Source organism: Actinacidiphila bryophytorum, from assembly GCF_016916835.1.
GTDB lineage: Bacteria > Actinomycetota > Actinomycetes > Streptomycetales > Streptomycetaceae > Actinacidiphila > Actinacidiphila bryophytorum.
In genome coordinates, this window is sequence record NZ_JAFFIX010000023.1 from 45,335 (window position 1) to 71,935 (window position 26,601).

23 protein-coding genes are annotated in these 26,601 nt (G+C 72.9%); 21 read left to right on the forward strand and 2 right to left on the reverse strand.

Features of this window, described 5'->3' with window-relative positions:
• Positions 1-112: 112 nt before the first annotated feature.
• Positions 113-958, reverse strand: a complete 846-nt coding sequence (locus JT723_RS27140; protein WP_205047438.1) for a peptidylprolyl isomerase — start codon at positions 956-958, stop codon at positions 113-115.
• A gap of 292 nt (positions 959-1,250) precedes the next feature.
• Here JT723_RS27140 and JT723_RS27145 point away from each other — a divergent pair, with 292 nt between their 5' ends.
• The 5 genes from JT723_RS27145 (at position 1,251) to rpsD (ending at position 6,324) form a co-directional block, all read left to right on the forward strand.
• Positions 1,251-1,964: an MBL fold metallo-hydrolase gene (locus JT723_RS27145; protein WP_205047439.1), complete on the forward strand. Its 714-nt coding sequence runs from the start codon at positions 1,251-1,253 to the stop codon at positions 1,962-1,964.
• Between the two features lie 11 nt (positions 1,965-1,975).
• Positions 1,976-3,238 (forward strand): histidine--tRNA ligase, encoded by a 1,263-nt coding sequence (hisS, locus tag JT723_RS27150; protein ID WP_205047440.1) that lies wholly within the window; start codon positions 1,976-1,978, stop codon positions 3,236-3,238.
• A 102-nt stretch (positions 3,239-3,340) separates the two neighbouring features.
• Positions 3,341-4,000: a vitamin K epoxide reductase family protein gene (locus JT723_RS27155; RefSeq protein WP_205047441.1), complete on the forward strand. Its 660-nt coding sequence runs from the start codon at positions 3,341-3,343 to the stop codon at positions 3,998-4,000.
• 111 nt (positions 4,001-4,111) lie between these two features.
• Complete coding sequence (locus JT723_RS27160; protein WP_205047442.1) at positions 4,112-5,467, forward strand: replication-associated recombination protein A; 1,356 nt, start codon at positions 4,112-4,114, stop codon at positions 5,465-5,467.
• Between the two features lie 242 nt (positions 5,468-5,709).
• Positions 5,710-6,324 carry a 30S ribosomal protein S4 gene (gene rpsD, locus JT723_RS27165; protein ID WP_205047443.1) on the forward strand — a complete coding sequence of 205 codons (615 nt, stop codon included), beginning with the start codon at positions 5,710-5,712 and terminating at the stop codon, positions 6,322-6,324.
• Positions 6,325-6,342: 18 nt separating this feature from the next.
• Here the strand turns inward: rpsD and JT723_RS27170 are convergent, their stop codons facing one another.
• Complete coding sequence (locus JT723_RS27170; RefSeq protein ID WP_240166255.1) at positions 6,343-8,496, reverse strand: ATP-binding protein; 2,154 nt, start codon at positions 8,494-8,496, stop codon at positions 6,343-6,345.
• A 381-nt stretch (positions 8,497-8,877) separates the two neighbouring features.
• Between JT723_RS27170 and JT723_RS27175 the strand changes: the two genes are divergently transcribed.
• The 16 genes from JT723_RS27175 to fusA all read left to right on the forward strand — a co-directional run bounded on the left by JT723_RS27175 (position 8,878) and on the right by fusA (position 26,564).
• Entirely contained in the window at positions 8,878-9,309 is a 432-nt protein-coding gene (locus JT723_RS27175; protein WP_205047444.1) for a DUF948 domain-containing protein, read from the forward strand.
• A 6-nt stretch (positions 9,310-9,315) separates the two neighbouring features.
• Positions 9,316-9,648 carry a DUF6167 family protein gene (locus tag JT723_RS27180; protein ID WP_205047445.1) on the forward strand — a complete coding sequence of 111 codons (333 nt, stop codon included), beginning with the start codon at positions 9,316-9,318 and terminating at the stop codon, positions 9,646-9,648.
• Positions 9,648-12,317 (forward strand): alanine--tRNA ligase, encoded by a 2,670-nt coding sequence (gene alaS / locus JT723_RS27185; protein ID WP_205047446.1) that lies wholly within the window; start codon positions 9,648-9,650, stop codon positions 12,315-12,317. The genes JT723_RS27180 and alaS overlap by 1 nt, the downstream gene beginning before the upstream one ends.
• Positions 12,318-12,376: 59 nt before the next feature.
• Positions 12,377-12,841 carry a Holliday junction resolvase RuvX gene (gene ruvX / locus JT723_RS27190; protein ID WP_205047510.1) on the forward strand — a complete coding sequence of 155 codons (465 nt, stop codon included), beginning with the start codon at positions 12,377-12,379 and terminating at the stop codon, positions 12,839-12,841.
• A 101-nt stretch (positions 12,842-12,942) separates the two neighbouring features.
• Positions 12,943-14,778 (forward strand): endolytic transglycosylase MltG, encoded by a 1,836-nt coding sequence (gene mltG, locus JT723_RS27195; RefSeq protein WP_205047447.1) that lies wholly within the window; start codon positions 12,943-12,945, stop codon positions 14,776-14,778.
• Complete coding sequence (locus JT723_RS27200; protein ID WP_205047448.1) at positions 14,775-15,605, forward strand: shikimate dehydrogenase; 831 nt, start codon at positions 14,775-14,777, stop codon at positions 15,603-15,605. Before mltG ends, JT723_RS27200 begins: the two co-directional genes overlap by 4 nt.
• Before the next feature lie 109 nt (positions 15,606-15,714).
• Positions 15,715-16,899, forward strand: a complete 1,185-nt coding sequence (aroC, locus tag JT723_RS35475) for a chorismate synthase (protein WP_240166256.1) — start codon at positions 15,715-15,717, stop codon at positions 16,897-16,899.
• Positions 16,896-17,423 (forward strand): shikimate kinase, encoded by a 528-nt coding sequence (locus tag JT723_RS27205; RefSeq protein ID WP_251513614.1) that lies wholly within the window; start codon positions 16,896-16,898, stop codon positions 17,421-17,423. Before aroC ends, JT723_RS27205 begins: the two co-directional genes overlap by 4 nt.
• Positions 17,420-18,532 (forward strand): 3-dehydroquinate synthase, encoded by a 1,113-nt coding sequence (gene aroB, locus JT723_RS27210; RefSeq protein WP_205047450.1) that lies wholly within the window; start codon positions 17,420-17,422, stop codon positions 18,530-18,532. The genes JT723_RS27205 and aroB overlap by 4 nt, the downstream gene beginning before the upstream one ends.
• Positions 18,529-18,969, forward strand: coding sequence for a type II 3-dehydroquinate dehydratase (aroQ, locus tag JT723_RS27215; RefSeq protein WP_205047451.1), 441 nt, complete (start codon positions 18,529-18,531; stop codon positions 18,967-18,969). Before aroB ends, aroQ begins: the two co-directional genes overlap by 4 nt.
• A gap of 406 nt (positions 18,970-19,375) precedes the next feature.
• Positions 19,376-20,284 (forward strand): P-loop nucleotide/nucleoside kinase family protein, encoded by a 909-nt coding sequence (locus JT723_RS27220; RefSeq protein ID WP_240166257.1) that lies wholly within the window; start codon positions 19,376-19,378, stop codon positions 20,282-20,284.
• A gap of 77 nt (positions 20,285-20,361) precedes the next feature.
• Entirely contained in the window at positions 20,362-21,468 is a 1,107-nt protein-coding gene (locus tag JT723_RS27225) for a M24 family metallopeptidase (RefSeq protein WP_205047453.1), read from the forward strand.
• A 53-nt stretch (positions 21,469-21,521) separates the two neighbouring features.
• Positions 21,522-22,088, forward strand: coding sequence for an elongation factor P (gene efp / locus JT723_RS27230; RefSeq protein ID WP_205047454.1), 567 nt, complete (start codon positions 21,522-21,524; stop codon positions 22,086-22,088).
• 2 nt (positions 22,089-22,090) lie between these two features.
• Positions 22,091-22,516, forward strand: a complete 426-nt coding sequence (gene nusB / locus JT723_RS27235) for a transcription antitermination factor NusB (protein ID WP_205047455.1) — start codon at positions 22,091-22,093, stop codon at positions 22,514-22,516.
• A gap of 101 nt (positions 22,517-22,617) precedes the next feature.
• Positions 22,618-24,075: a pyridoxal phosphate-dependent decarboxylase family protein gene (locus JT723_RS27240; RefSeq protein ID WP_205047456.1), complete on the forward strand. Its 1,458-nt coding sequence runs from the start codon at positions 22,618-22,620 to the stop codon at positions 24,073-24,075.
• Between the two features lie 443 nt (positions 24,076-24,518).
• Positions 24,519-26,564, forward strand: a complete 2,046-nt coding sequence (gene fusA / locus JT723_RS27245) for an elongation factor G (RefSeq protein ID WP_205047457.1) — start codon at positions 24,519-24,521, stop codon at positions 26,562-26,564.
• Positions 26,565-26,601 lie beyond the last annotated feature (37 nt).

A 26,601-nucleotide genomic window follows, 5' to 3' on the forward strand; every position in this document is an offset into this window, starting at 1 on the left:
GGCTGGCAGGCATCGTCCACAGTGTCTCTCCGGCCGGGCTGTGCGCACTGGCCGGTCCAACGCCAACATAGGCGACCATCGCCCCGGCTGTCCGCATCCGATGCGGGGCGAATCAGGATTTGGTGACGGTCGCCTTGTTGATCACGGCGGTGGCGTTCGGAGCGCCGTCGCCCTGCCCGCCGCTGTTCTCACCCGCGGCGGCGATCTTGTTCAGCACCTTGAGGCCGTCCGCGCTCATCGTGCCGAACGGAGTGTAGTTGGGCTGCAGCGGACTGTCCTTGTAGACCAGAAAGAACTGGCTGCCGCCGGTGTTGGGACCGCTGTTGGCCATCGCGACGGTGCCGGCCGGGTAGGTCACCATGCCCTGCGCGTCGGCCTTGCCGAAGGCGGTCAGGTTCTCGTCCGGGAGCTTGTAGCCGGGGCCGCCGCTGCCGGACGCCGTCGGGTCGCCGCACTGCAGCACGAAGATGCCCGCGGTGGTGAGCCGGTGGCAGCGCGTGTGGTCGAAGAAGCCCTTGTCGGCGAGGAACTTGAAGGAGTTCACCGTCGCCGGCGCCTTGGCCGCGTCCAGCGAGATCGGGATGTCGCCGCACGTCGTGCTGATCGTGAAGGTGTACTTGGCGCTCTTGTCGATCGACATCGCCGGCGCGGTCTTCCACGTCGCCGTGGTCGGGTCGCCCGCGGCGGGCTTCTCGCACGGGTCGGGCACCTTGCTCGCCGCGGTGGTGGGCGCGGTCGCGCTCGGGGTGGCGCCCGCCGCGTCGTCCTTCTTCTTGCTGCTGCCGTCGAAGGCGCCCGCCGCCCACGCGGTGCCGCCGCCGGCGACCACGACCGCCAGGACCCCGGCCACCGCCGCGTTGCGCCGCCGCGACTTGCGGTGGTGATCCACCCTGCGCGCCTGCTGCCGCTCGAACTTCTCCCGGGCGAGCTGCCGCCGCCGCTGATCCTTGGTGACCACTTCGCCGTCTCCCGGTCGCTCGTGTCGTCTGCCGTCTGATGCGTCTGGTGCGGTGTTTCCATCGCCCCGTGGCGTATTGTGCCGCAGGCCGTGTGAGCTGTGCGTTTACTGTGTAGCCGCGATGCCGTCCCGCGTCGCGGCACGTGTGTGCGCAAATCTTGACGTCCTGCGGCGGGTCCAGTCCAGTCCGCCGGCCGGCCGATGCGCGCCCGATACGTGTTCGCGACCGCGATGTGCTCGCCGGTAGGCTCGTGAACTGCCGACACCGCTCGCGGACGACAGAAGGACGAACGTGCTCATTGCCGGGTTCCCCGCCGGGGCCTGGGGGACCAACTGCTACGTGGTCGCCCCCGCCGCCGGTGAGGAGTGCGTCATCATCGACCCGGGCCACCTCGCGACCCAGGGCGTCGAGGACATGCTCGCCAAGCACCGCCTCAAGCCGGTCGCCGTCATCCTCAGCCACGGCCACATCGACCATGTCGCCTCGGTGGTCCCGGTGTGCGGCGCGCACGACGTGCCCGCCTGGATCCACCCCGAGGACCGCTACATGCTCACCGACCCCGAGAAGGCGCTGGGCCGCAGCGTCGGGCAGCAGCTGCTGGGCGAGCTGACCGTCGGCGAACCCGACGACGTGCGGGAGCTGGCCGACGGCGGTGCCCTGGCGCTGGCCGGCATGGAGTTCACCGTCGCGCACGCCCCCGGCCATACCAGGGGGTCGGTGACCTACCGGCTGCCGGAGTCCGCGGACATCCCGTCCGTGCTGTTCTCCGGCGACCTGCTGTTCGCCGGCTCCGTCGGACGCACCGACATGCCCGGCGGCTCCACGGCCGAGCTGTACGAGTCGCTGGCCCGCGTGTGCCTGCCGCTCGACGACTCCACCGTGGTGCTGTCGGGGCACGGCCCCCAGACGACCATCGGCCGCGAGCGCGCCGCCAACCCCTATCTGGCAGAGGCGGCCCGCGGCTCAGGAGCCCCGCACCCGGCGGCTCCGCGACGAGGATTGTGACGACTGCTGACGTGAGCACGTTCCAGGCCCCCAAGGGCACCTACGACCTGCTGCCGCCCGACTCCGCCGTGTACCTCGCGGTGCGCGAGGCGATCGCGGCACCGGCCCGCCGCGCGGGCTACGGATACGTCGAGACCCCGGGTTTCGAGTCCGTCGAGCTGTTCTCCCGCGGCGTCGGGGAGTCGACCGACATCGTGACCAAGGAGATGTACACCCTCACCACCAAGGGCGGCGACCAGCTCGCGCTGCGCCCCGAGGGCACCGCCTCGGTGCTGCGCGCCGCGCTCGAAGCCAACCTGCACAAGGCGGGCAACCTGCCGGTCAAGCTCTGGTACTCGGGCTCGTACTACCGCTACGAGCGCCCGCAGGCCGGCCGCTACCGGCACTTCTCGCAGGTCGGCGCCGAGGCGATCGGCACCGAGGACCCGATGCTCGACGCCGAGCTGGTCATCCTGGCCGACGAGGCGTACCGCTCGCTGGGCCTGCGCGGCCACCGGGTGCTGCTGAACTCGCTCGGCGACCGCGAGTGCCGCCCGGCCTACCGCAGCGCCCTGCAGGACTTCCTGCGCGGCCTGGACCTCGACGAGGACACCCGGCGCCGCATCGAGATCAACCCGCTGCGGGTGCTGGACGACAAGCGCGAGTCGGTGCAGCGTCAACTCGACGCCGCGCCGCTCATCTCCGATCACCTGTGCGAGACCTGCAAGGCCTACCACGAGCAGGTGCGCGAGCTGCTGACCGCGGCGGGGGTGGCGTACGAGGAGGACCCGCGGCTGGTGCGCGGCCTGGACTACTACACCCGCACCACCTTCGAGTTCGTCCACGACGGGCTCGGCTCGCAGTCCGCGATCGGCGGCGGCGGGCGCTACGACGGCCTCTCGGAGATGATCGGCGGCCCGTCGCTGCCGTCGGTGGGCTGGGCGGTCGGCGTCGACCGCACGGTGCTGGCGCTGCGCGCGGAGGGCGTCGACCTGGCACTTCCCGCCGCCACCGACGTCTACGCGGTGCCGCTCGGCGAGGACGCGCGGCGGGCGCTGTTCACCGCGGTCACCGAGCTGCGCAGGGCCGGGGTCGCGGCGGACTTCGCCTACGGCGGCAAGGGGATGAAGAACGCGATGAAGTCCGCGAACCGCTCCGGCGCCCGCTTCGCGCTGGTGGCGGGCGACCGGGACCTTGCCGAGGGCGTCGTCCAGCTCAAGGACCTGGAAAGCGGCGAGCAGGCCCCGGTCGCGCTCGACGCGGTCGTGGCGGCCGTCAAGGAGCGGATGGCCTGAACCGCTCGTCCGTGTACCAGGGCCGTTCAGTCTTACTCCAACCTGACGGCCCTGGTGCACAATGAGGGGTGCCCGCCCCCACGGACCTAGAGATCGGCCATCATGACGACTTCCGCCCTGGACGAGACGCGAACGGACGGCGAGAGCGAGCAGCGCCCGGCCGCCGACGGCATCGCGGCGGGCAAGCCCTTCACCTGGCTGCTGCTGATCAGTGGCGCTCTCGGCCTGCTCGCGTCCTTCGTGATCACCGATGACAAGTTCCGGCTGCTCCAGGCGAAGCTCGACGGCAAGACGCTGCACCTGTCGTGCAGCCTCAACCCGGTCATCTCCTGCGGCGACGTCATGCAGAGCGACCAGGCGCACGTCTTCGGCTTCCAGAACCCGATCATCGGCCTGGCCGCCTTCCCGGTGCTGATGACGCTGGCGATGGGCATGTTCGCCGGCGCCCGCTACAAGCCGTGGTTCTGGTACGGCCTGCAGGCCGGCGGCCTGTTCGGTGTGTGCTTCGTCTCCTGGCTGCAGTACCAGACGATCTACAACATCAACGCGGTGTGCCTGTGGTGCTGCCTGGCCTGGGTCGTCACCATCGCGACGTTCTGGTACACGGCGGTGCACAACATCAAGCACGGCCTGATCAAGGTCCCGGCCAAGGCCCGCGCGCTGGTGCTGGAGTTCCACTGGGTCGTGCCGGTGCTCTGGTACGGCGTGATCGCGATGCTGATCCTGGTGCACTTCTGGTACTACTGGAAGACGGTCATCTGACCTCGGTCGCATCGCCGTCCGACCGCTCTGCGACCGCGTACCGGCCGCCCCCGGGCACACCCCGGCGGGCGGCCGACGTGTGTGTCGTACCGGTGATTTACGCTGCAAGACGTGGAGCCAGACCTTTTCACCGCCGCCGCCGAGGACCTCAGGGAGCGCGACCCCGGGGCCAGCCCGCTCGCCGTACGGATGCGCCCGCGCGTCCTGGACGAGGTCGTCGGGCAGCAGCACCTGCTGCGGCCCGGATCGCCGCTGCGGCGGCTGGTGGGGGAGAGCGGCGGGGGACCCGCGGGACCGTCCTCGGTGATCCTGTGGGGGCCGCCCGGCACCGGCAAGACCACGCTGGCGTATGTGGTGAGCAAGGCCACCAACAAGCGCTTCGTGGAGCTGTCGGCGATCACCGCGGGCGTCAAGGAGGTCCGCACGGTCATCGAGAGCGCCAAGCGCCAGTCCGGCGGCTTCCAGCGCGAGACCGTGCTCTTCCTGGACGAGATCCACCGCTTCAGCAAGGCGCAGCAGGACTCGCTGCTGCCCGCCGTGGAGAACCGCTGGGTCACGCTGATCGCGGCCACCACGGAGAACCCCTACTTCTCGGTCATCTCCCCACTGCTGTCCCGCTCGCTGCTGCTGACCCTCGAACCGCTCACCGACGCCGACCTGCGCGGGGTGCTGCACCGCGCCCTGGAGGCCGAGCGCGGCCTCGCGGGTGCGGTGAGCCTGCCCGAGGACGCCGAGGCGCATCTGCTGCGGGTCGCGGGCGGCGACGCGCGGCGGGCGCTGACCGCGCTGGAGGCCGGGGCGGGCTCGGCCCTGGCCAAGGGCGAGGACACCGTGACGCTGGCCACTCTGGAAGAGGCCGTCGACCGGGCCGCGGTCACCTACGACCGGGACGGCGACCAGCACTACGACGTGGCGAGCGCCCTGATCAAGTCGATCCGCGGCTCCGACGTGGACGCGGCGCTGCACTACCTGGCCCGGATGATCGAGGCGGGCGAGGACCCGCGCTTCATCGCCCGGCGGCTGATGATCTCCGCGAGCGAGGACATCGGGCTCGCCGACTCCACCGCCCTGCCCACCGCGGTCGCCGCCGCCCAGGCGGTCGCCATGATCGGCTTCCCCGAGGCGTCGCTGATCCTCTCGCACGCCACGATCGCCCTGGCCCTGGCCCCGAAGTCCAACGCCGCCACCACCGCGATCGGGGCCGCGCTCGCCGACGTGAGGGCGGGCAAGGCGGGACCGGTGCCGATGCACCTGCGGGACGGCCACTACAAGGGCGCGGCCAAGCTCGGCCACGCGCAGGGCTACGTCTACCCGCACGACGTGCCGGGCGCGGTCGCGGCCCAGCAGTACCTGCCCGAGGAGCTGTCCGGCCGGCGCTACTACGAGCCGACCCGCTACGGGGCCGAGGGGCGCTACGCCGACGTCCTGGAGTGGGTGCGCGAGCGGCTGGCGGGCCGCACCGAGTAGCCGCGGGGCCGGGGCCGGAATGACCGGGGCGGCGGACGGGTTACCCTCGAACAGAGTGCGTGCGCTCCGCGGCCGTCGGCCGGCGGGGCGTTTCGTCTGCTTCGGGACGCGGCTGACCGTGCGCCGACTGCTCAGGCCCCCTCGCGGGGCGGAGGCGGCGGGTACGGGGTTCCCGGGTCGATCCACGCGCACTCCTCAGTTAAGGTAAGCCTTACCTAATTCGATCCGGAGGTTCGACGCACGTGAATCAGTCGCGTCCCAAGGTCAAGAAGTCCAGGGCGCTGGGCATCGCGCTCACCCCGAAGGCGGTCAAGTACTTCGAGGCACGCCCCTACCCGCCGGGTGAGCACGGTCGCGGTCGCAAGCAGAACAGCGACTACAAGACCCGCCTGCTGGAGAAGCAGCGGCTGCGTGCGCAGTACGACATCAGCGAGCGGCAGATGCAGCGCGCCTACGACCGCGCCAAGAAGGTCGCGGGCCTGCGCACCGGCGAGGCCCTGATCATCGAGCTGGAGCGCCGCCTCGACGCCCTCGTGCTGCGCTCGGGCCTGGCCCGCACCATCTACCAGTCCCGGCAGATGGTCGTGCACGGCCACATCGAGGTCAACGGCCGCAAGGTCGACAAGCCGTCCTTCCGGGTCAGCCCGGACGACGTCGTCCAGGTCAGGGAGCGCTCCCGGGAGAAGACCCCCTTCCTGGTCGCCCGCGAGGGCGGCTGGGCCGGCGAGGGCGAGGCCCCCCGCTACCTGCAGATCAACCTGCAGCAGCTGGCCTTCCGCCTCGACCGCGACCCCAACCGCAAGGAGATCCCGGTGATCTGCGACGAGCAGCTCGTCGTGGAGTACTACGCCCGCTGAGCGCAGGCCGCCGCACCCTCAGCCCGCCGCCTCAGGAGAGGCGGCGGGCTCGTGCGTGCGCGCCGCGGGCGTCCGCGGCGCCCCCCGCACCTCGCCCCGCAGCGGTGTACGCGGCCGGTTCAGCACCCGGTGCGCCGCCGCGTCCAGGCCCAGCAGGGCGCCCTCGCCCAGCGCCGCCGCATAGGCCGCGTCCCCCAGCGCGGAGCGCACCCGCTGCTCGCACACCGCGTGCGGAGCGTTGAAGTACCGCGAGCCGAACAGCCGCAGGCCCACCGACTCCCACAGCCGCCCCGCCGCACCCTGCAGCACCGCCGCCTCGTACGGCGCCCCCTCGCCCTCGGTGATCAGCGCCAGCAGCTCCAGCGCCAGCACCGCGCCCACCAGGTCGTCGAAGGCGTGGTCGATGGCCAGCGACTCCTCGGTGAGCCGCCTGGCCCGCTCCGGCTCACCCGCGAGCCAGGCCGCGTACCCCAGCACGTACAGCGCGTACGCCAGCGTCCAGCGCTCACCGTGGTCCCGGCAGATGTCCCTGACCTCCTCGGCCAGCCGCACCGCCTGCTCCACGTCGCCCTGGAAGGCCACCGACATCGCCAACTCGACCTGCGCCATCAGCACGTTGCTGTTCAGCTCGCCGATCGAGCGGTAGCGCAGCAGCGCGTCGTCGATGAACCGCTCGGCACGCGGCATGTCGTCCGAGACCAGCGCCAGACAGCCCAGGCGGTGCAGCGCATACGCCTCCGCCACCGCGTTGCCCGCCGCCCGCGCCTCGTCCCTGCACTCCTGCAGCACCGCCAGCGCCGCCGCCGAGTCGCCCTGGAGCAGGGCGACATAGCCGAACACCCACATCACCTTCGCGCGGGCCTCCGAGTGCTCCGCCGGCACCTCCAGCGCGCGCCCCAGCCAGTGCCTGCCCTCCGCCAGCCGCCCGCAGCCCACCCAGCAGAACCACAGGGTGCCCGCCAGGTACTGCCCCACCGCCGGGTCCTCGGCCGGCTCGCCCGGCATCCCGTCCAGGCTGAACTCCAGCGCCAGCCGCAGGTTCGGCAGGTCCGCGGCCACCCGGGCCGCGACCTCCGCCTGCCGCGGGCTGAACCAGTCCAGCTCGCACCAGGTGGCGAGGCCCAGGTACCAGTCCCGGTGCCGGCGCCTGACCCTGGCCTCCTCGCCCAGCCTGGCCAGCCACCCGGCGCCGTACTCGCGGACGCTGTCCAGCATCCGGTAGCGGGCCGGACCGCCCTCGTCGTCCTCCTGCCGGCTCAGCACCGACTGGGCGACCAGCGCCGCTACTCCCTCGACCACCTCGGCCTCGGCGATACCGCTGCCCGCACACACGTACTCGACCGCCTCCAGGTCGAAACGCCCCGCGAACACCGACAGCCGCGCCCACAGCAGGCGTTCCGCCGGGCTGCACAGCTCGTGGCTCCAGCCGATCGCGGTACGCAGCGCCCGGTGCCTGGCCGGCGCGCTCGGGTCGCCGCCGGTCAGCAGCCGGAAGCGGTCGTCGAGCCGCTCAAGCACCTGCTCCACCGACAGCGCGCGCAGCCGCACCGCGGCCAGCTCCAGTGCCAGCGGGAGGCCGTCGAGCCGTGAGCACAGCTCGGTGACCGCGGCCGAATTCGCCGCCGTCACCGCGAAACCCGGCAGCACCGCCGCCGCCCGCTCGGCGAACAGCTGCACTGCCTCCGAGGCCACCGGCAGCGGTTCAAGCGGCAGCAGCAGCTCGCCGGTGATGCCCAGCGGGCGCCGGCCGACGGCCAGCACCCGCAGCCCCGGCGCCCGGCGCAGCAGGTCCGCGACCAGCGCGGCACACGGCTCCGCCAGCCGGTCGAACCCGTCGAGCACCAGCAGCAGTTCGCGGTCGGCCAGGTGCTCCGCCAGGGCCTCGCGGGGCACCCTGGTGGTGTGGTCGGGCAGCCGCAGCGCCTCCGCGACGGTGTGCTCCACCAGATCCGCGCCGCGCAGACCGGTCAGCTCGACGAGCCAGACGCCGTCGCGGAAACGGTCCTGCACGCGGGACGCGGCCTGCAACGCCAGCCGGCTCTTGCCGACCCCGCCCGCGCCGGTGACCGTCGCCAGCCGTGATCCGGTCACCATCGCGCTCAACCGGTCGAGTTCCGGCGCCCTGCCGACAAATCCCGTCAGCTCGGACGGGAGGTTACCCGCAGTCTCCATGATGCACGGAGCGTACTTGAACGCTAGCGCTACGTACAGCGGCGCATCAGGGGCTGCGACTTGCCGTGGCGTGGCGTCTTCCCCCGGTGGTGGGCTTGTCTCGCAGTTCCCCGAGCCCCTTCCGTGATTGCCACTTGCTGTGGCGTTGCTTTCCTTCGGTGCACCGTGATGGGGCGCGCAGTTCCCCGCGCCCCTGAAAAACGCTCACCCTCTTCCGAGAGGGCAACCATCAGGGGCGCGGGGAACTGCGCGCCCAGCCCTCACGGGCAGGAGGACGCCACGCCACGGCGAGTGGCACCCCGGAATGCGGTACGGGCAGAACGTCGTGGCGCGATAGGCTCGGGGATCAACCGACCTGGTGACGAGAGGGAGCGCGGCAAAGTGTCCGGTGGAGAAGTGGCCGGCGTGGCCGGCCTCGTCGTCGCGGTGTCCTGGGCAGTCCTCGTAGGCTTCCTCGCCGTCGCGCTCGCGCGCCTGGCGAGTACGCTGCGCCGCACCACCGAGCTGGTCGCCGGCATCACCGAGCAGGCCGTACCGCTGCTCGGCGAGGCCTCGGACGCGCTGCGCTCGGCGCACACCCAGCTCGACCGGGTCGACACGATCACCGCGGACGTGGCCGAGGTGACCGCGAACGCCTCCGCGCTGTCCTCCACCGTCGCCAGCACCTTCGGCGGCCCGCTGGTGAAGGTCGCCGCCTTCGGCTACGGGGTGCGGCGCGCGGTCGGGCTGCAGGCCGGCGGCGCCGGCAAGGTGCTGCCCGGGCAGCCGCCCGCCGCCCGACGCGGCCGCCGCCGCAACCGCTCGAAGGACTGAGGCCCCATGTTCCGCCGTCTGTTCTGGTTCCTGACCGGTGCCGCCACCGGCGTGTGGGCCACCACCAAGGTCAACCGCGCGCTGCGCAGGCTCAGCCCCGACAGCCTCGCCGCGACCGCGGCGGACCGGGCGCTGGAGACCGGCGCCCGGCTGCGCACCTTCGCCCACGACGTCAGGGCGGGCATGGCGCAGCGCGAAGGGGAACTGCACGACGCCCTCGGGCTCACCGGCGCCGACCGCGGCGACCGCCGCCCCGCCCCGCGGGAACCGGACAACGAACTCCCGGCACCGCGCCGGGGTATCGCCTACAACGCGTACGACCGGAAGGACGAACACTGATGGAGTCGGCAGAAATCCGCCGCCGCTGGCTGCGCTTCTTCGAGGAGCGCGGACACACCGTTGTGCCGTCGGCGTCCCTCATCGCCGACGACCCGACGCTGCTGCTGGTCCCGGCGGGCATGGTCCCGTTCAAGCCGTACTTCCTCGGCGAGGTCAAGCCGCCCTTCCGGCGCGCCACCAGCGTGCAGAAGTGCGTCCGCACCCCGGACATCGAAGAGGTCGGCAAGACCACCAGGCACGGCACGTTCTTCCAGATGTGCGGCAACTTCTCCTTCGGCGACTACTTCAAGGAAGGCGCCATCCGCTACGCCTGGGAGCTGCTCACCACGCCCCAGGACCAGGGCGGTTACGGCCTGGAGCCGGAGAAGCTGTGGATCACCGTCTACGAGCAGGACGACGAGGCCGAGCAGATCTGGCGTGACGTGATCGGCGTGCCCGAGGAGCGCATCCAGCGGCTCGGCATGGGCCCCAACTTCTGGTCGATGGGCGTGCCGGGACCGTGCGGCCCCTGCTCGGAGATCAACTACGACCGCGGCCCGGAGTTCGGCGCCGAGGGCGGCCCCGCCGTCAACGACGAGCGCTACGTGGAGATCTGGAACCTGGTCTTCATGCAGTACGAGCGCGGCGCAGGCCAGGGCAAGGACGACTTCCCGATCCTCGGCGACCTGCCCGCCCAGAACATCGACACGGGCCTGGGCCTGGAACGCCTCGCGATGATCCTGCAGGGCGTGCAGAACATGTACGAGACCGACACCCTGCGGGTCGTCATCGACAAGGCCACCGAGCTGACCGGCGTCCAATACGGCCAGGGCAAGGACACCGACGTGGCCCTGCGGGTCGTCGCCGACCACATGCGCACCTCGATGATGCTTATCGGCGACGGCGTCACCCCCGGCAACGAGGGCCGCGGCTACGTGCTGCGCCGCATCATGCGCCGCGCCATCCGCAACATGCGGCTGCTGGGCGCCCACGACGCGGTCGCCGCCGAGCTGATCGACGTGGTGCTCACCACCATGGGCGAGCAGTACCCGGAGCTGCTGACCGACCGCAAGCGGATCGAGACCGTCGCGCTGGCCGAGGAGGCCGCCTTCCTCAAGACGCTGCGGGCCGGCACCAACATCCTCGACACCGCCGTCACCGAGACCAAGCAGGCCGGCGGCAGCGTGCTGTCCGGCGACCAGGCCTTCCTGCTGCACGACACGTGGGGCTTCCCGATCGACCTCACCCTGGAGATGGCCTCGGAGCAGGGCCTGTCGGTGGACGAGGACGGCTTCCGGCGGCTGATGAAGGAGCAGCGGGACCGCGCCAAGGCCGACGCCCGCGCCAAGAAGACCGGCCACGCCGACCTGTCCGCCTACCGCGAGGTCGCCGACCGCTCCGGCAGCACCCTGTTCACCGGCTACACCGACGACCACAACGAGGCCACCGTCGTCGGCCTGCTGGTCGACGGCCTGCCCGCGCCTGCCGCCACCGAGGGCGACGAGGTCGAGGTCGTCCTCGACCGCACCCCCTTCTACGCCGAGGGCGGCGGCCAGCTCGCCGACACCGGCAGGATCAGGGTCGAGGGCGGCGCCGTCGTCGAGGTCCGCGACGTCCAGCAGCCGGTGCCCGGCGTCAGCGTGCACAAGGGCGTCGTCCAGGTCGGCGAGATCGCCGTGGGCTCCGCCGTGCTCGCCCAGATCGACCTGGTCAGGCGGCGGGCCATCGCCCGCGCCCACAGCGCCACCCACCTGACCCACCAGGCGCTGCGCGACGCCCTCGGCCCCACCGCCGCCCAGGCCGGCTCGGAGAACTCACCCGGCCGCTTCCGCTTCGACTTCGGCTCGCCCGCCGCCGTGCCCGGCAGCGTGCTGACCGACGTCGAGCAGAAGATCAACGAGGTGCTGGCCCGCGAACTCGACGTCACCGCCGAGGTGCTGCCCATCGCCGAGGCCAAACGGCAGGGCGCCATCGCCGAGTTCGGCGAGAAGTACGGCGAGCACGTGCGGGTCGTCACCATCGGCGACTTCTCCAAGGAGCTGTGCGGCGGCACCCACGTCCACAACACCGCCCAGCTCGGCCTGGTCAAGCTGCTCGGCGAGTCCTCGATCGGCTCCGGCGTGCGCCGCGTCGAGGCCCTGGTCGGCGTGGACGCGTACAACTTCCTGGCCCGCGAGCACACCGTCGTCGCCCAGCTGACCGACCTGGTCAAGGGCCGGCCCGAGGAACTGCCGGAGAAGATCTCCGGCATGCTCGCCAGGCTCAAGGACGCCGAGAAGGAGATCGAGCGCTTCCGCGCCGAGAAGGTGCTGCAGGCAGCTGCGGGGCTCGCCCAGTCCGCAGCGGACGTCAAGGGCGTCGCCCTGGTCACCGGTTCCGTGCCCGAGGGCACCGGGGCCGACGACCTGCGCCGGCTGGTGCTCGACGTACGGCAGCGCATCACCGGCGGCCGGCCCGCCGTCGTGGCGCTGTTCACGGTCGCCGGCGGCCGCCCGCTGACCGTGGTCGCCACCAACGAGGCCGCGCGCGAGCGCGGCATCAAGGCCGGCGAGCTGGTGCGTACCGCCGCCAAGGCCCTCGGCGGCGGCGGTGGCGGCAAGGACGACGTCGCCCAGGGCGGCGGCCAGAACCCGGCCGCCGTCCAGGACGCCGTCGAGGCCGTGCAGCGCCTCGTGGCAGAGAAGGCCTGAGCGTGAGCGACCCGGCAGCGGCGGAAGGCGGCGGCACCGAGCCCGGCGGCAGGCCCGCGATGCGGCGCGGCCGGCGGCTCGGCGTCGATGTCGGGGACGCCAGGATCGGGGTCGCCTCCTGCGACCCCGACGGCATCCTGGCGACTCCCGTCGAGACGGTGCCGGGCCGTGACGTCCCGGCGGCGCTGCGCCGGCTCGCCGCGATCGTCGCCGAGTACGAGCCGATCGAGGTCGTCGTCGGCCTTCCCCGCTCGCTGAACGGCACCGAGGGGCCTGCGGCGGCCAAGGTGCGGGGCTTCGCGCGAAGTGTGGCGAAAATCATCACACCGGTGCCGGTGCGCCTCGTGGACGAGCGGATGACCACCGTGACGGCCGCACAGGGCCTGCGGGCTTCGGGTGTGAAGGCGAAGAAGGGACGCTCCGTAGTCGACCAGGCTGCGGCGGTCATCATTCTGCAGACCGCACTGGAGACCGAACGGGTGTCGGGTAAAGCTCCCGGAGAGAGCGTCCAATCCTCCATCTGATCGCGATACGGTAACGTTCCGCGCGACACGGCGGCGCCTTCTGGCGCCGCCCGTTTCGCAAGGTCGGCAGGCCCGATGCCGACCGCGTACCAAGGGGACCGATGACTGACTATGGCCGGGGCTCCGGCTCCGAACCGTGGCACCCGGACGACCCGCTGTTCGGCGACGCGTACGACCGGGGCCAGGGCTACCAGCAGCCCCAGCAGCCGCAGCCGCCGCAGGGAGGCGAGTGGCAGGACCCGTACGCCACAGGTCAGCATCAGCAGCAGTACCAGCAGCAATATCCACAGCAGTACCCGCAGCAGCAGTACCCGCAGCAGGGCACCGGCCAGTACCCCCAGCAGCCGCCGCCGCAGCAGCAGTACCCGATGCAGCACCCGCAGCAGAGCGGCTACGACGGCTACGACACCGGGTCGCACCAGACGTACGACACGGGGTCGCACCCCACCGGCGGCTACGGCACCCAGGACCCGTACGGCGGCCGCCCGCAGCAGCAGGACCCCTACGGCGGCCAGCAGCAGCCCGGCTACTACGGCCAGGGCACCGGCCAGTACCCCCAGCAGCAGCCGCAGCCGCAGGAGCAGTACCGCCAGCAGCCCCAGCAGCCCGGCGCCGGCATGCAGCAGCAGCCGCCCCAAGGCGCCCAGCCGGGCCAGCCAGGACCCGGCCAGGCCCGCCTCCAGCAGCCGGCACCCGGCGCCCGCCCGCAGGAGCCCGCAGCCCGGCCGCTGCGCGGCGCCCCCGCCGGCACCGGCGACTGGAACACCGACGACGACTCCGACCCGCGCGAGCACGCCTTCTTCGCCGACCGCGACCGCGACGACGACGATGACGACGACCTCCCGACGGGCAACGAGAGCGGCGGCCGCCGCTCCGGCAAGAGCCAGCCCAAGAGCGGCAAGAAGCGCCGCAGCGGCTGCGCCTGCCTGACCGTGCTGCTCGTCCTCGGCGGCGGCCTCGCCGGCGGCGTCTACTACGGCTACGGCGTCTACCAGGACCACTTCGGCCCCGCCCCCGACTACTCGGGCAACGGCACCCCCTCGGTCCAGGTCGAGATCCCCAAGGGCTCGACCCTGACCACGATGGGCAACCTCCTCAAGAACGCCGGCGTGGTCAAGAGCGTCGACGCCTTCACCGAAGCGGCCCGCAAGAACCCCAAGGGCCAGACCATCCAGGCCGGCGTCTACGTCCTGAACAAGAACATGTCGGCGGCGGCGGCCGTCACGATGATGCTCGACCCGAAGTCGCAGAGCGCGCTGATCATCCCCGAGGGGTGGCGGGCGACCCGGATATACAGCGAGATCGACGCCAAGCTCGGTCTGAAGACCGGCACGACCGCCCAGCAGATCAAGGGCGTCAACCTCGGCCTGCCCGCCTGGGCCAAGGGCAACGTCGAGGGCTTCCTCTTCCCCGCCAAGTACAGCGTGGGCAAGGGCATGAAGCCGGTCGACGTCGTCAAGCAGATGGTCAACCAGGCCAAGGCCGAGTACACCGAGGACAACCTGGAGACCGCCGCCAAGAGCGTCGGCAAGACCCCGCTGGAGATCATCGAGATCGCCAGCCTCGTCCAGGCGGAGGCGCAGGCACCCGGCGACTTCGGCAAGGTCTCCCGGGTCGTCTACAACCGGCTCGACCAGAACATGAAGCTGGAGTTCGACTCGACCATCAACTACGCGATGGGCCGGTCGACCCTCAACACCAGCAACAAGGACATCCACTTCAAGTCGCCGTACAACACCTACGACAACAAGGGCCTGCCGCCCGGGCCGATCGACAGCCCCGGGCACGACGCCATCAAGGCGGCGCTCAACCCGACCGAGGGCAACTGGCTGTACTTCGTCACGGTCAAACCCGGCGACACCCGCTTCACCAACAGCTACTCCGTGCACCAGAAGAACGTGGCGGACTTCAACGCCTACCAGAAGGCCCACGGATGACCGCCGGTCGCAGGGCCGCCGTCCTCGGCTCGCCCATCGCGCACTCGCTGTCCCCGGTCCTGCACCGGGCCGCGTACGCCGCCATGGGCCTGGCCGACTGGCGCTACGACCGCTTCGAGGTCGACGAGGAGGCCCTGCCCGGCTTCCTCGACGGCCTCGACCCGGCCGAGTGGGCGGGGCTGTCGCTGACCATGCCGCTCAAGCGCGCGGTGATCCCGCTGCTGGACAGCGTCAGCGACACCGCCGCCTCCGTGGAGGCCGTCAACACCGTCGTCCTCGGCCCCGACGGCCGCCGCAGCGGCGACAACACCGACATCCCCGGCATGCTCGCCGCCCTGCGCGAACGCGGCGTCACCTCGGTGCCGTCGGCGGCGATCCTCGGCGCCGGCGCCACCGCGTCCTCCGCGCTGGCCGCACTCGCCCGCATCTGCACCGGCGAGGTCACCGCGTACGTCCGCGGCCCGGCCCGCGCCGCGCAGATGCAGCAGTGGGGGACCCGGCTCGGCGTGACCGTACGCACCGCCGACTGGGACGACGCGGCCAAGGCGCTGGGCGAGCCGCTGGTCGTCGCGACCACCCCGGCGGGCGCCACCGACCACCTGGCCGCCGCGGTCCCCGACCACCCCGGCACCCTCTTCGACGTCCTCTACCACCCGTGGCCGACCGCGCTGGCCGCCGCCTGGACCCACCGCGCCGCCCCCGTCGTCAGCGGCCTCGACCTGCTGGTCCACCAGGCCGTCCTCCAGGTCGAACAGCACACCGGCCGCACCCCCGCCCCCCTGGCCGCCATGCGCACCGCAGGCGAGGCCGCACTCGGCACACGCTGACCGCAGGCCCCCCGCGAGGCGTCCCGCACGCTGGACGGGGGTCCTGGCCGTCAGGGGAAACGTGGGAGGATCGGGGCGAGAGACGGCAGGCGTTTTCGAGGGAGCACCGTTGAGCAGGTTGCGCTGGCTGACCGCGGGGGAGTCGCACGGACCCGCACTCGTCGCGACACTGGAGGGGCTGCCCTCCGGGGTGCCCGTCACCACCGACATGGTGGGTGACGCGCTCGCACGGCGCCGGCTCGGGTACGGGCGCGGGGCGCGCATGAAGTTCGAGCGCGACGAGGTCACCTTCCTCGGCGGGGTCCGGCACGGGCTGACCATGGGCAGCCCGGTGGCCGTCATGGTCGGCAACACCGAGTGGCCCAAGTGGGAGCAGGTGATGGCCGCCGACCCGGTCGACCCGGGGATCCTCGCCGGCCTTGCCCGCAACGCCCCGCTGACCCGGCCGCGCCCCGGGCACGCAGACCTGGCCGGCATGCAGAAGTACGACCTGGACGAGGCCCGCCCGGTGCTGGAGCGCGCCAGCGCCCGCGAGACCGCGGCCAGGGTCGCGCTCGGCGCCGTCGCCCGCTCCTACCTCAAGGAGACCGCGGGCATCGAGATCGTCTCCCACGTCGTGGAACTCGGCACGGCCAAGGCCCCCCGCGGCGTCCTGCCGGTGCCGGGCGACGAGGCCAGACTCGACGCAGACCCGGTGCGCTGCCTCGACACCGCCGCGAGCGACGCGATGGTCGCCGAGATCGACCAGGCGCACAAGGACGGCGACACCCTCGGCGGCGTCGTCGAGGTCCTCGCCTACGGGGTGCCCGTCGGCCTCGGCTCGCACGTCCACTGGGACCGCCGGCTGGACTCCCGGCTGGCCGGCGCCCTCATGGGCATCCAGGCCATCAAGGGCGTCGAGGTCGGCGACGGCTTCGACCTCGCCCGCGTGCCCGGCTCCCAGGCGCACGACGAGATCCTGCCGGGACCCGACGGGGTGCGCCGCGCCTCCGGCCGCTCCGGCGGCACCGAGGGCGGCATGAGCACCGGCGAACTGCTCAGGGTGCGCGCCGCGATGAAGCCCATCGCGACCGTGCCGCGCGCACTGGCCACCATCGACACCGCGACCGGCGAGGCCGCACAGGCCCACCACCAGCGCTCCGACGTGTGCGCGGTGCCCGCCGCCGGCATCGTCGCCGAGGCCATGGTCGCCCTGGTCCTCGCCGACGCCGTCGCCGAGAAGTTCGGCGGCGACTCCGTCGCCCAGACCCGGCGCGGCATCCGCGGCTACCTCGACCACCTGGTCGTCCGGTGACCGCCCCGGCAGGCCCGCCGGCCGTCGTCCTCGTCGGCCCGCCCGGCGCGGGCAAGTCCACCGTCGGCCGCATCCTCGCCGGCCGGCTCGGCACGGACTACCGCGACACCGACGCCGACATCGAGGCCGCCGCGGGCAAGCCCATCCCGGAGATCTTCATCGACGAGGGCGAGCCGCACTTCCGCGACCTGGAGCGCACCGCCGTCAGGGAGGCCCTCGCCGGCCACGCCGGCGTCCTCTCGCTCGGCGGCGGCGCCATCATGGACGCCGCCACCCGCGTCCTGCTCACCGGCCTGCCGGTGGTCTTCCTCGACGTCGGCCTGCACGCCGCCGTCCACCGGGTCGGCCTCGACGCGCCCCGCCCGCTGCTCGCGGTCAACCCGCGGCAGAGCTGGCGCGAGCTGATGGAAGCGCGCCGCCCCCTGTACACCGAGGTCGCCAGGGCCGTCGTCGCCACCGACGAGGGCACCCCGGAGGACGTGGCAGAAGCCGTACTCGACGCACTCCAGTTGAAGGACGCATGAGCAGCGAGAACCCCGCACTGACCGCGCCCCCCGTCCGGATCGCCGTCGCCGGCACCGCGGGCACGGAGAGCTACGACGTACTGATCGGCCACCAGCTCCTCGGCGAGTTGCCGGGACTCATCGGCCCGAAGGCCAAGAAGGTGGCCGTGCTGCACCCCGAGGCGCTGGCCGGCACCGGCGAGGCCGTCCGCGAGGACCTCGCCGAGCAGGGCTACGAGGCCATCGCCATCCAGCTGCCCAACGCCGAGGAGGCCAAGACCGCCGAGGTCGCCGCCTACTGCTGGAAGGCCCTCGGCCAGACCGGCTTCACCCGCACCGACGTCATCGTCGGCGTCGGCGGCGGCGCCACCACCGACCTGGCCGGCTTCGTCGCCGCGACCTGGCTGCGCGGGGTGCGCTGGATCGCCGTCCCCACCACTGTGCTCGGCATGGTCGACGCGGCCGTCGGCGGCAAGACCGGCATCAACACCGCGGAGGGCAAGAACCTCGTCGGCGCCTTCCACCCGCCCGCCGGCGTCCTGTGCGACCTGGCCGCACTCGACTCGCTCGGCGAACACGACTACGTCAGCGGCCTCGCCGAGATCATCAAGGCCGGCTTCATCGCCGACCCGGTGATCCTCGACCTCGTCGAAGCCGACCCGCAGGCCGCCCGCAGTCCCCGCTACGAGCACACCGCGGAACTCGTGGAGCGGGCGATCCGCGTCAAGGCCGAGGTCGTCTCCAGCGACCTCAAGGAGTCCGGGCTGCGGGAGATCCTCAACTACGGCCACACCCTCGCGCACGCCATCGAGAAGAACGAGCGCTACAACTGGCGGCACGGTGCCGCCGTCTCCGTCGGCATGGTCTTCGCCGCGGAGCTGGGCCGGCTCGCCGGCCGCCTGGACGACGCCACCGCCGACCGGCACCGCGCCGTCCTCGGCGCGGTCGGGCTGCCGCTGACCTACCGCGGCGACCAGTGGCCGCGGCTGCTGGAGACCATGAAGGTCGACAAGAAGTCCCGCGGCGACCTGCTGCGCTTCATCGTCCTCGACGGCCTCGGCAAACCCACGGTGCTCGAAGGCCCCGACCCCGCCGTGCTGCTCGCCGCGTACGGGGAGGTGTCCGCGTGACCCGCCCCGTCCTGGTGCTCAACGGCCCCAACCTCGGCCGCCTCGGCTCCCGCGAGCCCGACGTGTACGGCTCCACGTCCTACGCCGGCCTGGTCGAGCAGTGCCGCAAGACCGGGGCGGAACTCGGTTTCGATGTCGAGGTCCGCGAGACCAACGACGAAGCCGAGCTGATCGGGTGGCTCCACGAAGCCGCCGACGGGAGCATTCCCGTCGTCCTCAACCCGGGCGCCTTCACGCACTACTCGTACGGCCTGCGCGACGCCGCGGCGCAACGCACCGCACCGCTGATCGAGGTGCACATCTCGAACCCCTACGCCCGCGAGGTCTTCCGGCACACCTCCGTCATCGCGGCGGTCGCCTCCGGCACGATCGCCGGCTTCGGCCTCACGTCCTACGACCTGGCCTTGCAGGCCCTGGCCGCCATTCCTCCGGCTTAGACGGCCGCTCCCCGTTGCCCGCGGTGGCTCGGGCGTCCCCCTTGCGCAAGGGGGCAACCCCCAGGGGCGCGGGGCTGCATCTGATCTGCGGCTGGCGCCGCGCGGGCGCCGTTTCGGCGGGGCCGAGCCATCCGCTGGCCGCGGAGGCTGAGGGGGGTGCCTCTTCGGCGAGGCCGAGCCATCAGGGGCGCGGGGAACTGCGCGCCCAGCCCCCACCGGCCGGTGGTCCGGCACGGACCGATCTGCCCCTTCGGGCCGGTGACGACGTGCAGCTTGTCGACGGCTGGTCGCGCAGTTCCGCCCCCAGAGCTTCGCCTGGGGGTACCCCCAGCGCCGCCTGGGGTGGTGGCGGTCCGTCGTCACACGACGGTGGTGGTGGGCTGGTCGCGCAGTTCCCCGCGCCCCTATGTGCTCGGCCCCGCCGAAGAGGATGGCTCGGCCCCGCCGAAGAGGCGCGCCCCCGCGCAAGGGGAGCCGTACAGCCACCGCGGCCCGCGGACGGGCACTCGCGGGGAACCCCGGGCGTTCACCACAGAACGCACGGGGACGGTACCGTTCGATCCGATGTCACCCCGCGCGGCAGCGCACCCCGCAGGAGATGGAGCCGGCCGACATGCAGCACGCTGTGGGCGCACCGCAGCCCGGCGGCGGCGCGACGCCGCCGGCCGTAAGCGTCACCGGGCACTTCCCGCTGCCCCCGGCGGCCCCCGTTCAGGTGCCGGCGCCGGAAGGCAACGGCTCGCTGTCGGGCGGCGCGCACGGCCCGGTGGCCGTGCTGCTGATCGGCGCGGCGGGCGCGGGCAAGACCACGATCGCCCGGCACTGGGCGGACACCCGCGGCGCCCCGACCGCGCACATCAGCCTGGACGACGTGCGCGAGTGGGTGCGGGCCGGCTTCGCCGACCCGCAGGCCGGGTGGAACGAGCACTCGGAGGCGCAGTACCGCCTGGCCCGCCGCACCTGCGGCTTCGCCGCCCGCAACTTCCTGGCCAACGGAGTGTCGTGCATCATCGACGACGCCGTCTTCCCCGACCGCCCCGCGGTGGGCCTGGGCGGCTGGAAGCGGCACGTCGGCCCCGGGTTGCTCCCGGTGGTCCTGCTGCCCGGCCTGGACATCGTGCTGACCCGCAATGCCGAGCGCACGGGCAACCGGCGGCTGTCGGACGAGGAGGTCGCCCGTATCCACGGCCGGATGGCCGGCTGGTACGGCTCCGGCCTGCCGATCATCGACAACTCGCACCTGGACGTGGCCTCCGCCGCGGCGGCCCTGGACCGGGTCGTGGCCCGCAGCATCCAGGGCCCGCCGGTCTGGTAGCGGGGCTGCGACCAGGCAGAACCCCCTTCGGTGGGCGAAAAGGGGCGGGGCGGGGGCGCGCGCCATAAGCTCACGGCATGGCCGAGGTGCATGCGACCCGCAGGGACCGGCTGCGCGAGCGGTGCGCGGCGGCAGGGCTGGGTGCCGCGCTCGTGACGCGGCCGGCGAACGTCCGCTATCTGGCCGGCTGTGCGCCGCCCGGGTCCGCGCTGCTGGTCGGCCCGGGAGCCGAGGACACCCTCGTACACCTGCGCCCGCCGCCCGACGACCAGGGCGACACCGACCCCGACGACCTGCGTTCGACGGTGCTGCCGTCACCGGACGGCGACGCGGCCGTGGCCGCGGCGACGCTGGCCAGGGAGCGGCACGCGGACTCCCTCGCGGTCGAGGAGCACCACCTGACGGTGGCGCGGCACCGCGCGATCGGCTCGGTGGCCGACGCGCTGCCGCTGTCCGACCTCGGCGGGGCCGTCGAGCAGCTGCGGCTGGTCAAGGACGAGCACGAGATCGCCGCCCTGCGGATAGCCGCGGAGATCGCCGACCAGGCGCTCGGCGAGCTGCTCGAGTCGATCCTGGTGGGCCGCACGGAACGGCACCTGGCGCTGGAGCTGGAGCGGCGGCTGGTCGACCACGGCGCCGACAGCGCCGCCTTCCCCACCTCGGTGGGCACCGGTCCGCACTCGGGCACGGCCCGCCATGTGCCGACCGACCGGCGGGTCGAGGAGGGCGACTTCCTCACGGTGCGTCTCGGCGCGTGCTACCGCGGTTACCGCTGCGAGGTGGGCCGCACCTTCGTGATCGGTACGGCTCCGGCCGGCTGGCAGATCGATCTGTACGACCTGGTCTTCAGCGCCCAGCGGGCCGGCCGCGAGGCCCTGGCACCGGGTGTGGCCTGCCGTGACGTGGACCGGGCGACCCGCCAGCCGCTGGTGGCCGCGGGCCACGGGGACGGTGTGGCGCAGTGGTCGGGGCACGGTGTGGGCCTGGAAATCGACGAGGACCCTCAGTTGTCACCTGCGGCCATGGGTAAACTGGACGCTTGCGTGCCGGTCACCGTCGAACCGGGGGTCCACCTTCCGGGCCGCGGCGGCGTCCGCATCGACGACACCCTCGTCGTACGCCCCCTGGCGGACGGCGGACCCGAGCTACTCACCATCACGACCAAGGAACTCCTCGCCCTGTGACGGGCGCGGGTCTCCGCGGTCCCGAAGCAGCACTTTCAGGAGATTCCGCAACCGTGGCCACCACGAACGACCTCAAGAACGGCCTCGTGCTCAAGCTCGACAGCGGCCAGCTCTGGACCGTAGTCGAGTTCCAGCACGTCAAGCCCGGCAAGGGCCCCGCCTTCGTGCGCACCAAGCTGAAGCACGTGCTCTCCGGGAAGGTCGTCGACAAGACCTTCAACGCGGGTGTGAAGGTCGAGACCGCCAACGTCGACAAGCGCGGCATGCAGTTCTCCTACAAGGACGGCACCGACTTCGTCTTCATGGACACCGAGACCTACGACCAGATCACGGTCAGCCCCGAGGTCGTCGGCGACGCCGCCAACTACCTGCTGGAGGGCTTCGAGGCCGTCGTGGCGATGTACGAGGGCTCGCCCCTGTACATCGAGCTGCCCGCGTCCGTCGAGCTGGTCATCGAGTACACCGAGCCCGGTGTGCAGGGCGACCGCTCCACCGGCGGCTCCAAGCCGGCGCGGCTGGAGACCGGCTACGAGATCGGTGTCCCGCTGTTCATCACGACGGGTGAAAAGGTGAAGGTCGACACCCGTACGGGCGACTACCTCGGCCGGGTGAACAGCTAACCGTGGCTGCCCGGAACAAGGCCCGCAAGCGCGCCTTCCAGATCCTCTTCGAGGCGGAACAGCGGGGTGCAGACCCGGTGACCGTCATGGCGGACTGGATCCGGCTCGCCCGGACCGACGACCGGCAGCCGCCGGTCACCGAGTACACGATGCAGCTGGTCGAGGGGTACGCGGCACACGCCGAGCCGATCGACGACCTGCTGTCCGCGCACGCGGTGGGCTGGACTCTGGACCGCATGCCCGTGGTGGACCGCAACGTGCTGCGGCTCGGCGCGTACGAGCTGATCTGGGAGGACGACGTCCCGGACGCCGTCGTGCTGGACGAGGCGGTGCAGATGGCCAAGGAGTTCTCGACCGACGAGTCCCCCTCGTTCGTCAACGGCCTGCTCGGCAAGCTGATGGAGCTGAAGCCCACCCTGCCGCGCTGACCGCCTGCCCTACCCCTGTGACCAGGCCCGACAGCAGAAGATGAACAATATTCTGCTTCGGGCCTGGTGTCTGCCGCGGGGCCTGGCCTAGATTCCGCGGCATGGACGACGCGGCAGCCCCCGACAGCGGTGACCTGATCCTGGCCCGCCTGGCACAGCTGCGGGCCGCCGACCTGCCCGTGCACGGCGGCCGCACCATGGCGTACGTCTACGACTCCGGTCTCCCGGGCCTCGACGGCCTCGCGGCCCGTGCGCAGGCCGCCTTCGCCGGCGTCAACGGCCTGGACATGACCGCCTTCCCCAGCGTCGTCACCCTGGAGAACGACGTCGTCCGGCAGGCCGCCCGGCTGCTCGGCGGCGGCCCGGCCACCGCCGGGACCTTCACCAGCGGCGGCACCGAGAGCTGCCTGCTGGCCGTGCTCACCGCCCGCGAGCACGCCCGGCGCACCCGCGGGGTCGACGCGCCCGAGATCGTCCTGCCGCAGACCGCGCACGCCGCCTTCCACAAGGCCGCCGCGCTCTTCGGGCTCACCCCCGTGACCGTCCCCGTCGACCCCCGCACCTTCCGGATGCGCCCGCAGGACGTCGCCGCCGCCGTCACCGCGCGCACCGCCCTCGTGGTGGCCTCCGCGCCCTCCTACGCCCACGGCGTCGTCGACCCGGTGCCGGATGTCGCCGCGGCCGCCGCGGAGCGCGACGTGCTCTGCCACGTCGACGCCTGCATCGGCGGCTGGTACCTGGGGCACCGCAGGCTCGCCGCCGGCATCGCAGCACCGCCGCCCTTCGACCTGTCCGTGCCCGGCGTCAGCTCGCTGTCGGTGGACCTGCACAAGTACGGGTACACCCCCAAGGGCGCCTCCGTGCTGCTCTTCCGGGACGCGGAGCTGCGCAGGCACGGCTGGTTCGCACACGCCTCCTGGCCCGGCTACCCGGTCGTCAACGCCACCTTGCAGGGCACGAAGTCCGCAGGCCCGCTCGCCGCCGCCTGGGCGGTGCTGCAGCACGTCGGAACCGGCGGATACGTCGAGCTGGCCCGCCGGGTGCACGAGGCGACCGCACTGCTGGTCGACGGCATCGCGGCCGTCGACGGCCTGCGGGTGCTCGGCGAACCGGACGCCTCCCTGGTCGCGGTCGCAGCCGACGACCCCGGCACCGACCCCTTCGTGGTCGCCGACGAGATGCGGCTGCGCGGCTGGTACCTCCAGCCGCAGCCCGCCCACGCCGGCTCCCCCGCGAACCTGCACCTGACGGTGACCGCGGCCGTCGCGGACCCCGCCCGTATCGCGGAACTGCTCGCGGAACTGGCCGCCGCCGTCCCGCGCGCCCGCGCGCTCGGCCCCGCCACCGTCGACCCGGGCGTCGCGGAGGTCGCCGCCGCCCTCGACCCCGCCACGATCGGCCCGGCGGAGGTCGCGCTGGCCCTGGAGGTCGCCGGGGTCGGCGCCGACGGCGCACTCCCGCAGCGGATGGCGCCGGTGCTCGCCGTCCTCCAGGCGCTGCCCGCACCGCTGACCGAGCGGCTGCTGCCTGAGGTGGTCTCCCGGCTGTACACGCCGTGAGCCACGGCGGCCCGGGCACCGGGCGGGCCGGCTGACGCGCAGCGCGCGACCCGAAGGGCGGTGCGGGCCGCCTGTCGCCGGAAAAACCGGATGTCCGCGGAGCGGGGCCGGGCTACGCTCACGCCTGGAATCGCGCGCCGACCACCACGCCGACGGCGTCGGGTGGCGCGCCCTTTGACGAGCGAGGGGAGACCGGCCGTGCGTACGCGCAGCAGTGCCGTCATCCCCGCGTCGCGGCACCGGGTGATCCTGGTGTCTTCCCGCCTCCGGCGCCGGCTGCGCGGCCGGCCCCGGACCCCCTGACGCACCTCGCATCGCCTGCCTGCCCGTCTGCCGGACCCCCGGCCGGACGTGGGGGCGCTGCGCCCCGCAACGGCGGGGCACCGTGCGCCCGGGGAATCGCGCCCGCCCTCTTCCCTGAAACACCCGAAAGGCCCAGGGCCGTGCGCAGCACCCATGACCGCCAGACCGCCAACCCGCTCACCGCCGTCCGCAACCTCGGCATCCTCGCCCACGTGGACGCGGGCAAGACCACCGTCACCGAGCGGGTCCTCTACCTCACCGGCGCCACCCACAAGCGCGGTGAGGTCCACGACGGCACGACCGTCACCGACTTCGACCCGCAGGAGCGCGACCGCGGCATCACCATCTTCGCGGCGGCCGTCAGCTGCGACTGGGACGGCCACCGCATCAACCTGATCGACACACCGGGCCACGTCGACTTCGCCGACGAGGTCGAACGCTCGCTGCGGGTCCTGGACGGCGCCATCGCCGTCTTCGACGCCGTGGCGGGCGTGGAGCCGCAGAGCGAGTCGGTGTGGCGCCAGGCCGACCGGTACGGCGTCCCGCGGATCGCCTTCGTCAACAAGCTCGACCGGGCCGGCGCCGACCTCGACACCGCGGTCGACTCCATCCGGCGGCGGCTGCACACCGTACCGCTGGCCGTGCAGCTGCCGATCGGGCGCGAGGACGGCTTCACCGGTGTCGTCGACCTGGTCGCGATGCGCGCGCTGGTCTGGGCCGACGGCGCCGACACGTACACCGAAGGCGACGTGCCAGGCCACCTGCTGGCCGAGGCGCGGCGACGGCGCCGGCTGCTGGAGGAGGCGGTGGCGGAGCTGCACCCCGCGGTGCTGGAGGAGTTCTGCACCGGCGCGCCGGTCGGTGCGGCGACGCTGACGGCGGCGCTGCGCGACCTCACCCGCAGCGGTGAGGCCGTCGTGGTGCTGTGCGGCTCCGCCTACCGCAACCGCGGTGTCGAACCGCTGCTCGACGCCGTCACCGCCTACCTGCCGTCGCCGCTGGACGTCCCCGCGGTGCGCGGCACCGACGGCGACCTGCCCGCGGAGCGCCCCGCCGACCCGGCGGCGCCCTTCGCGGGGCTGGTCTTCAAGGTCAGCGCCACGGCCACCGGGCGGCTGACGTACCTGCGGATCTACTCCGGAACACTGCGGAAGGGGGACACGGTGCTGGACGCGGGAACGCGGAGGAACGAGCGGATCGGCCGCATCCTGCGGGTCCAGGCCGACCGGCACGCGGAGATGGACAAGGCCGTCGCCGGCGACATCGTCGCCGTCGTCGGACCGAAGGCCGCCCGCGCCGGTGCCACGCTCTGCACGCCCGGCGCCCCGCTGGTGCTGGAGCCGCCGCCGGTGGCCGCGCCGGTCGTCGCGATGGCCGTCGAGGCGGGCCGCAACGCCGACACCGAACGGCTGGTCGCCGCGCTGGCCCGGCTGGCCGAGGAGGACCCGTCGCTCGCGGTGCGCACCGACCGGGAGACCGGTCAGCTGGTGCTCGCCGGCATGGGCGAACTCCACCTGGAGGTCGCGGTGGAGAAGATCCGCCGCGCCCACGGCCTGCAGGTCGCCGTCGGCCGTCCGCAGGTCGCCTACCGGGAGACCGTGCTGCGCGGGGTGACCGGCCATGTCCACCGGCACGTCAAGCAGGACGGCGGCGCCGGGCAGTTCGCCCATGTCGTCATCGACGTGCAGCCGGGAGAGGAGGAGTTCGTGTTCGCGTCCGCCGTGACCGGCGGGCGGGTGCCGCGCGAGTACGTGCGGGCGGTCGAGGAGGGCTGCCGTGACGCGCTCGTGGAAGGCCCGCTCGGCGGCCACCCCGTGACCGGGCTGCGGGTCACCCTCGCCGACGGGGCGACCCACCCGAAGGACTCCTCGGAGATGGCCTTCCGCACGGCGGGCCGCTTCGCGCTCCGGGAGGCGCTTGCCGCCTGTGCGATGCAACTGCTCGAACCGGTGGTCGAGGTCACCGCGACGGTGCCCGGCGACTGCGTCGGCGGGGTGCTCGGCGATCTCGCGGCCCGCCGCGGCCGGGTCTCCGGCTCCGCCGCCGCCGGGGGCAGCCAGGTCGTGACGGCCACGGTGCCGCTCGCCGAGCTGTTCGGCTACGCGAGCGCACTGCGCAGCCGCACCCAGGGCCGCGGCTCCTTCACCACCCGGCCCGCGGGCTACGCGCCCGCACCACCCCGCTGACGGGGTCCGGCGCCCCCTTCCCCGACCGGGGGAGGGG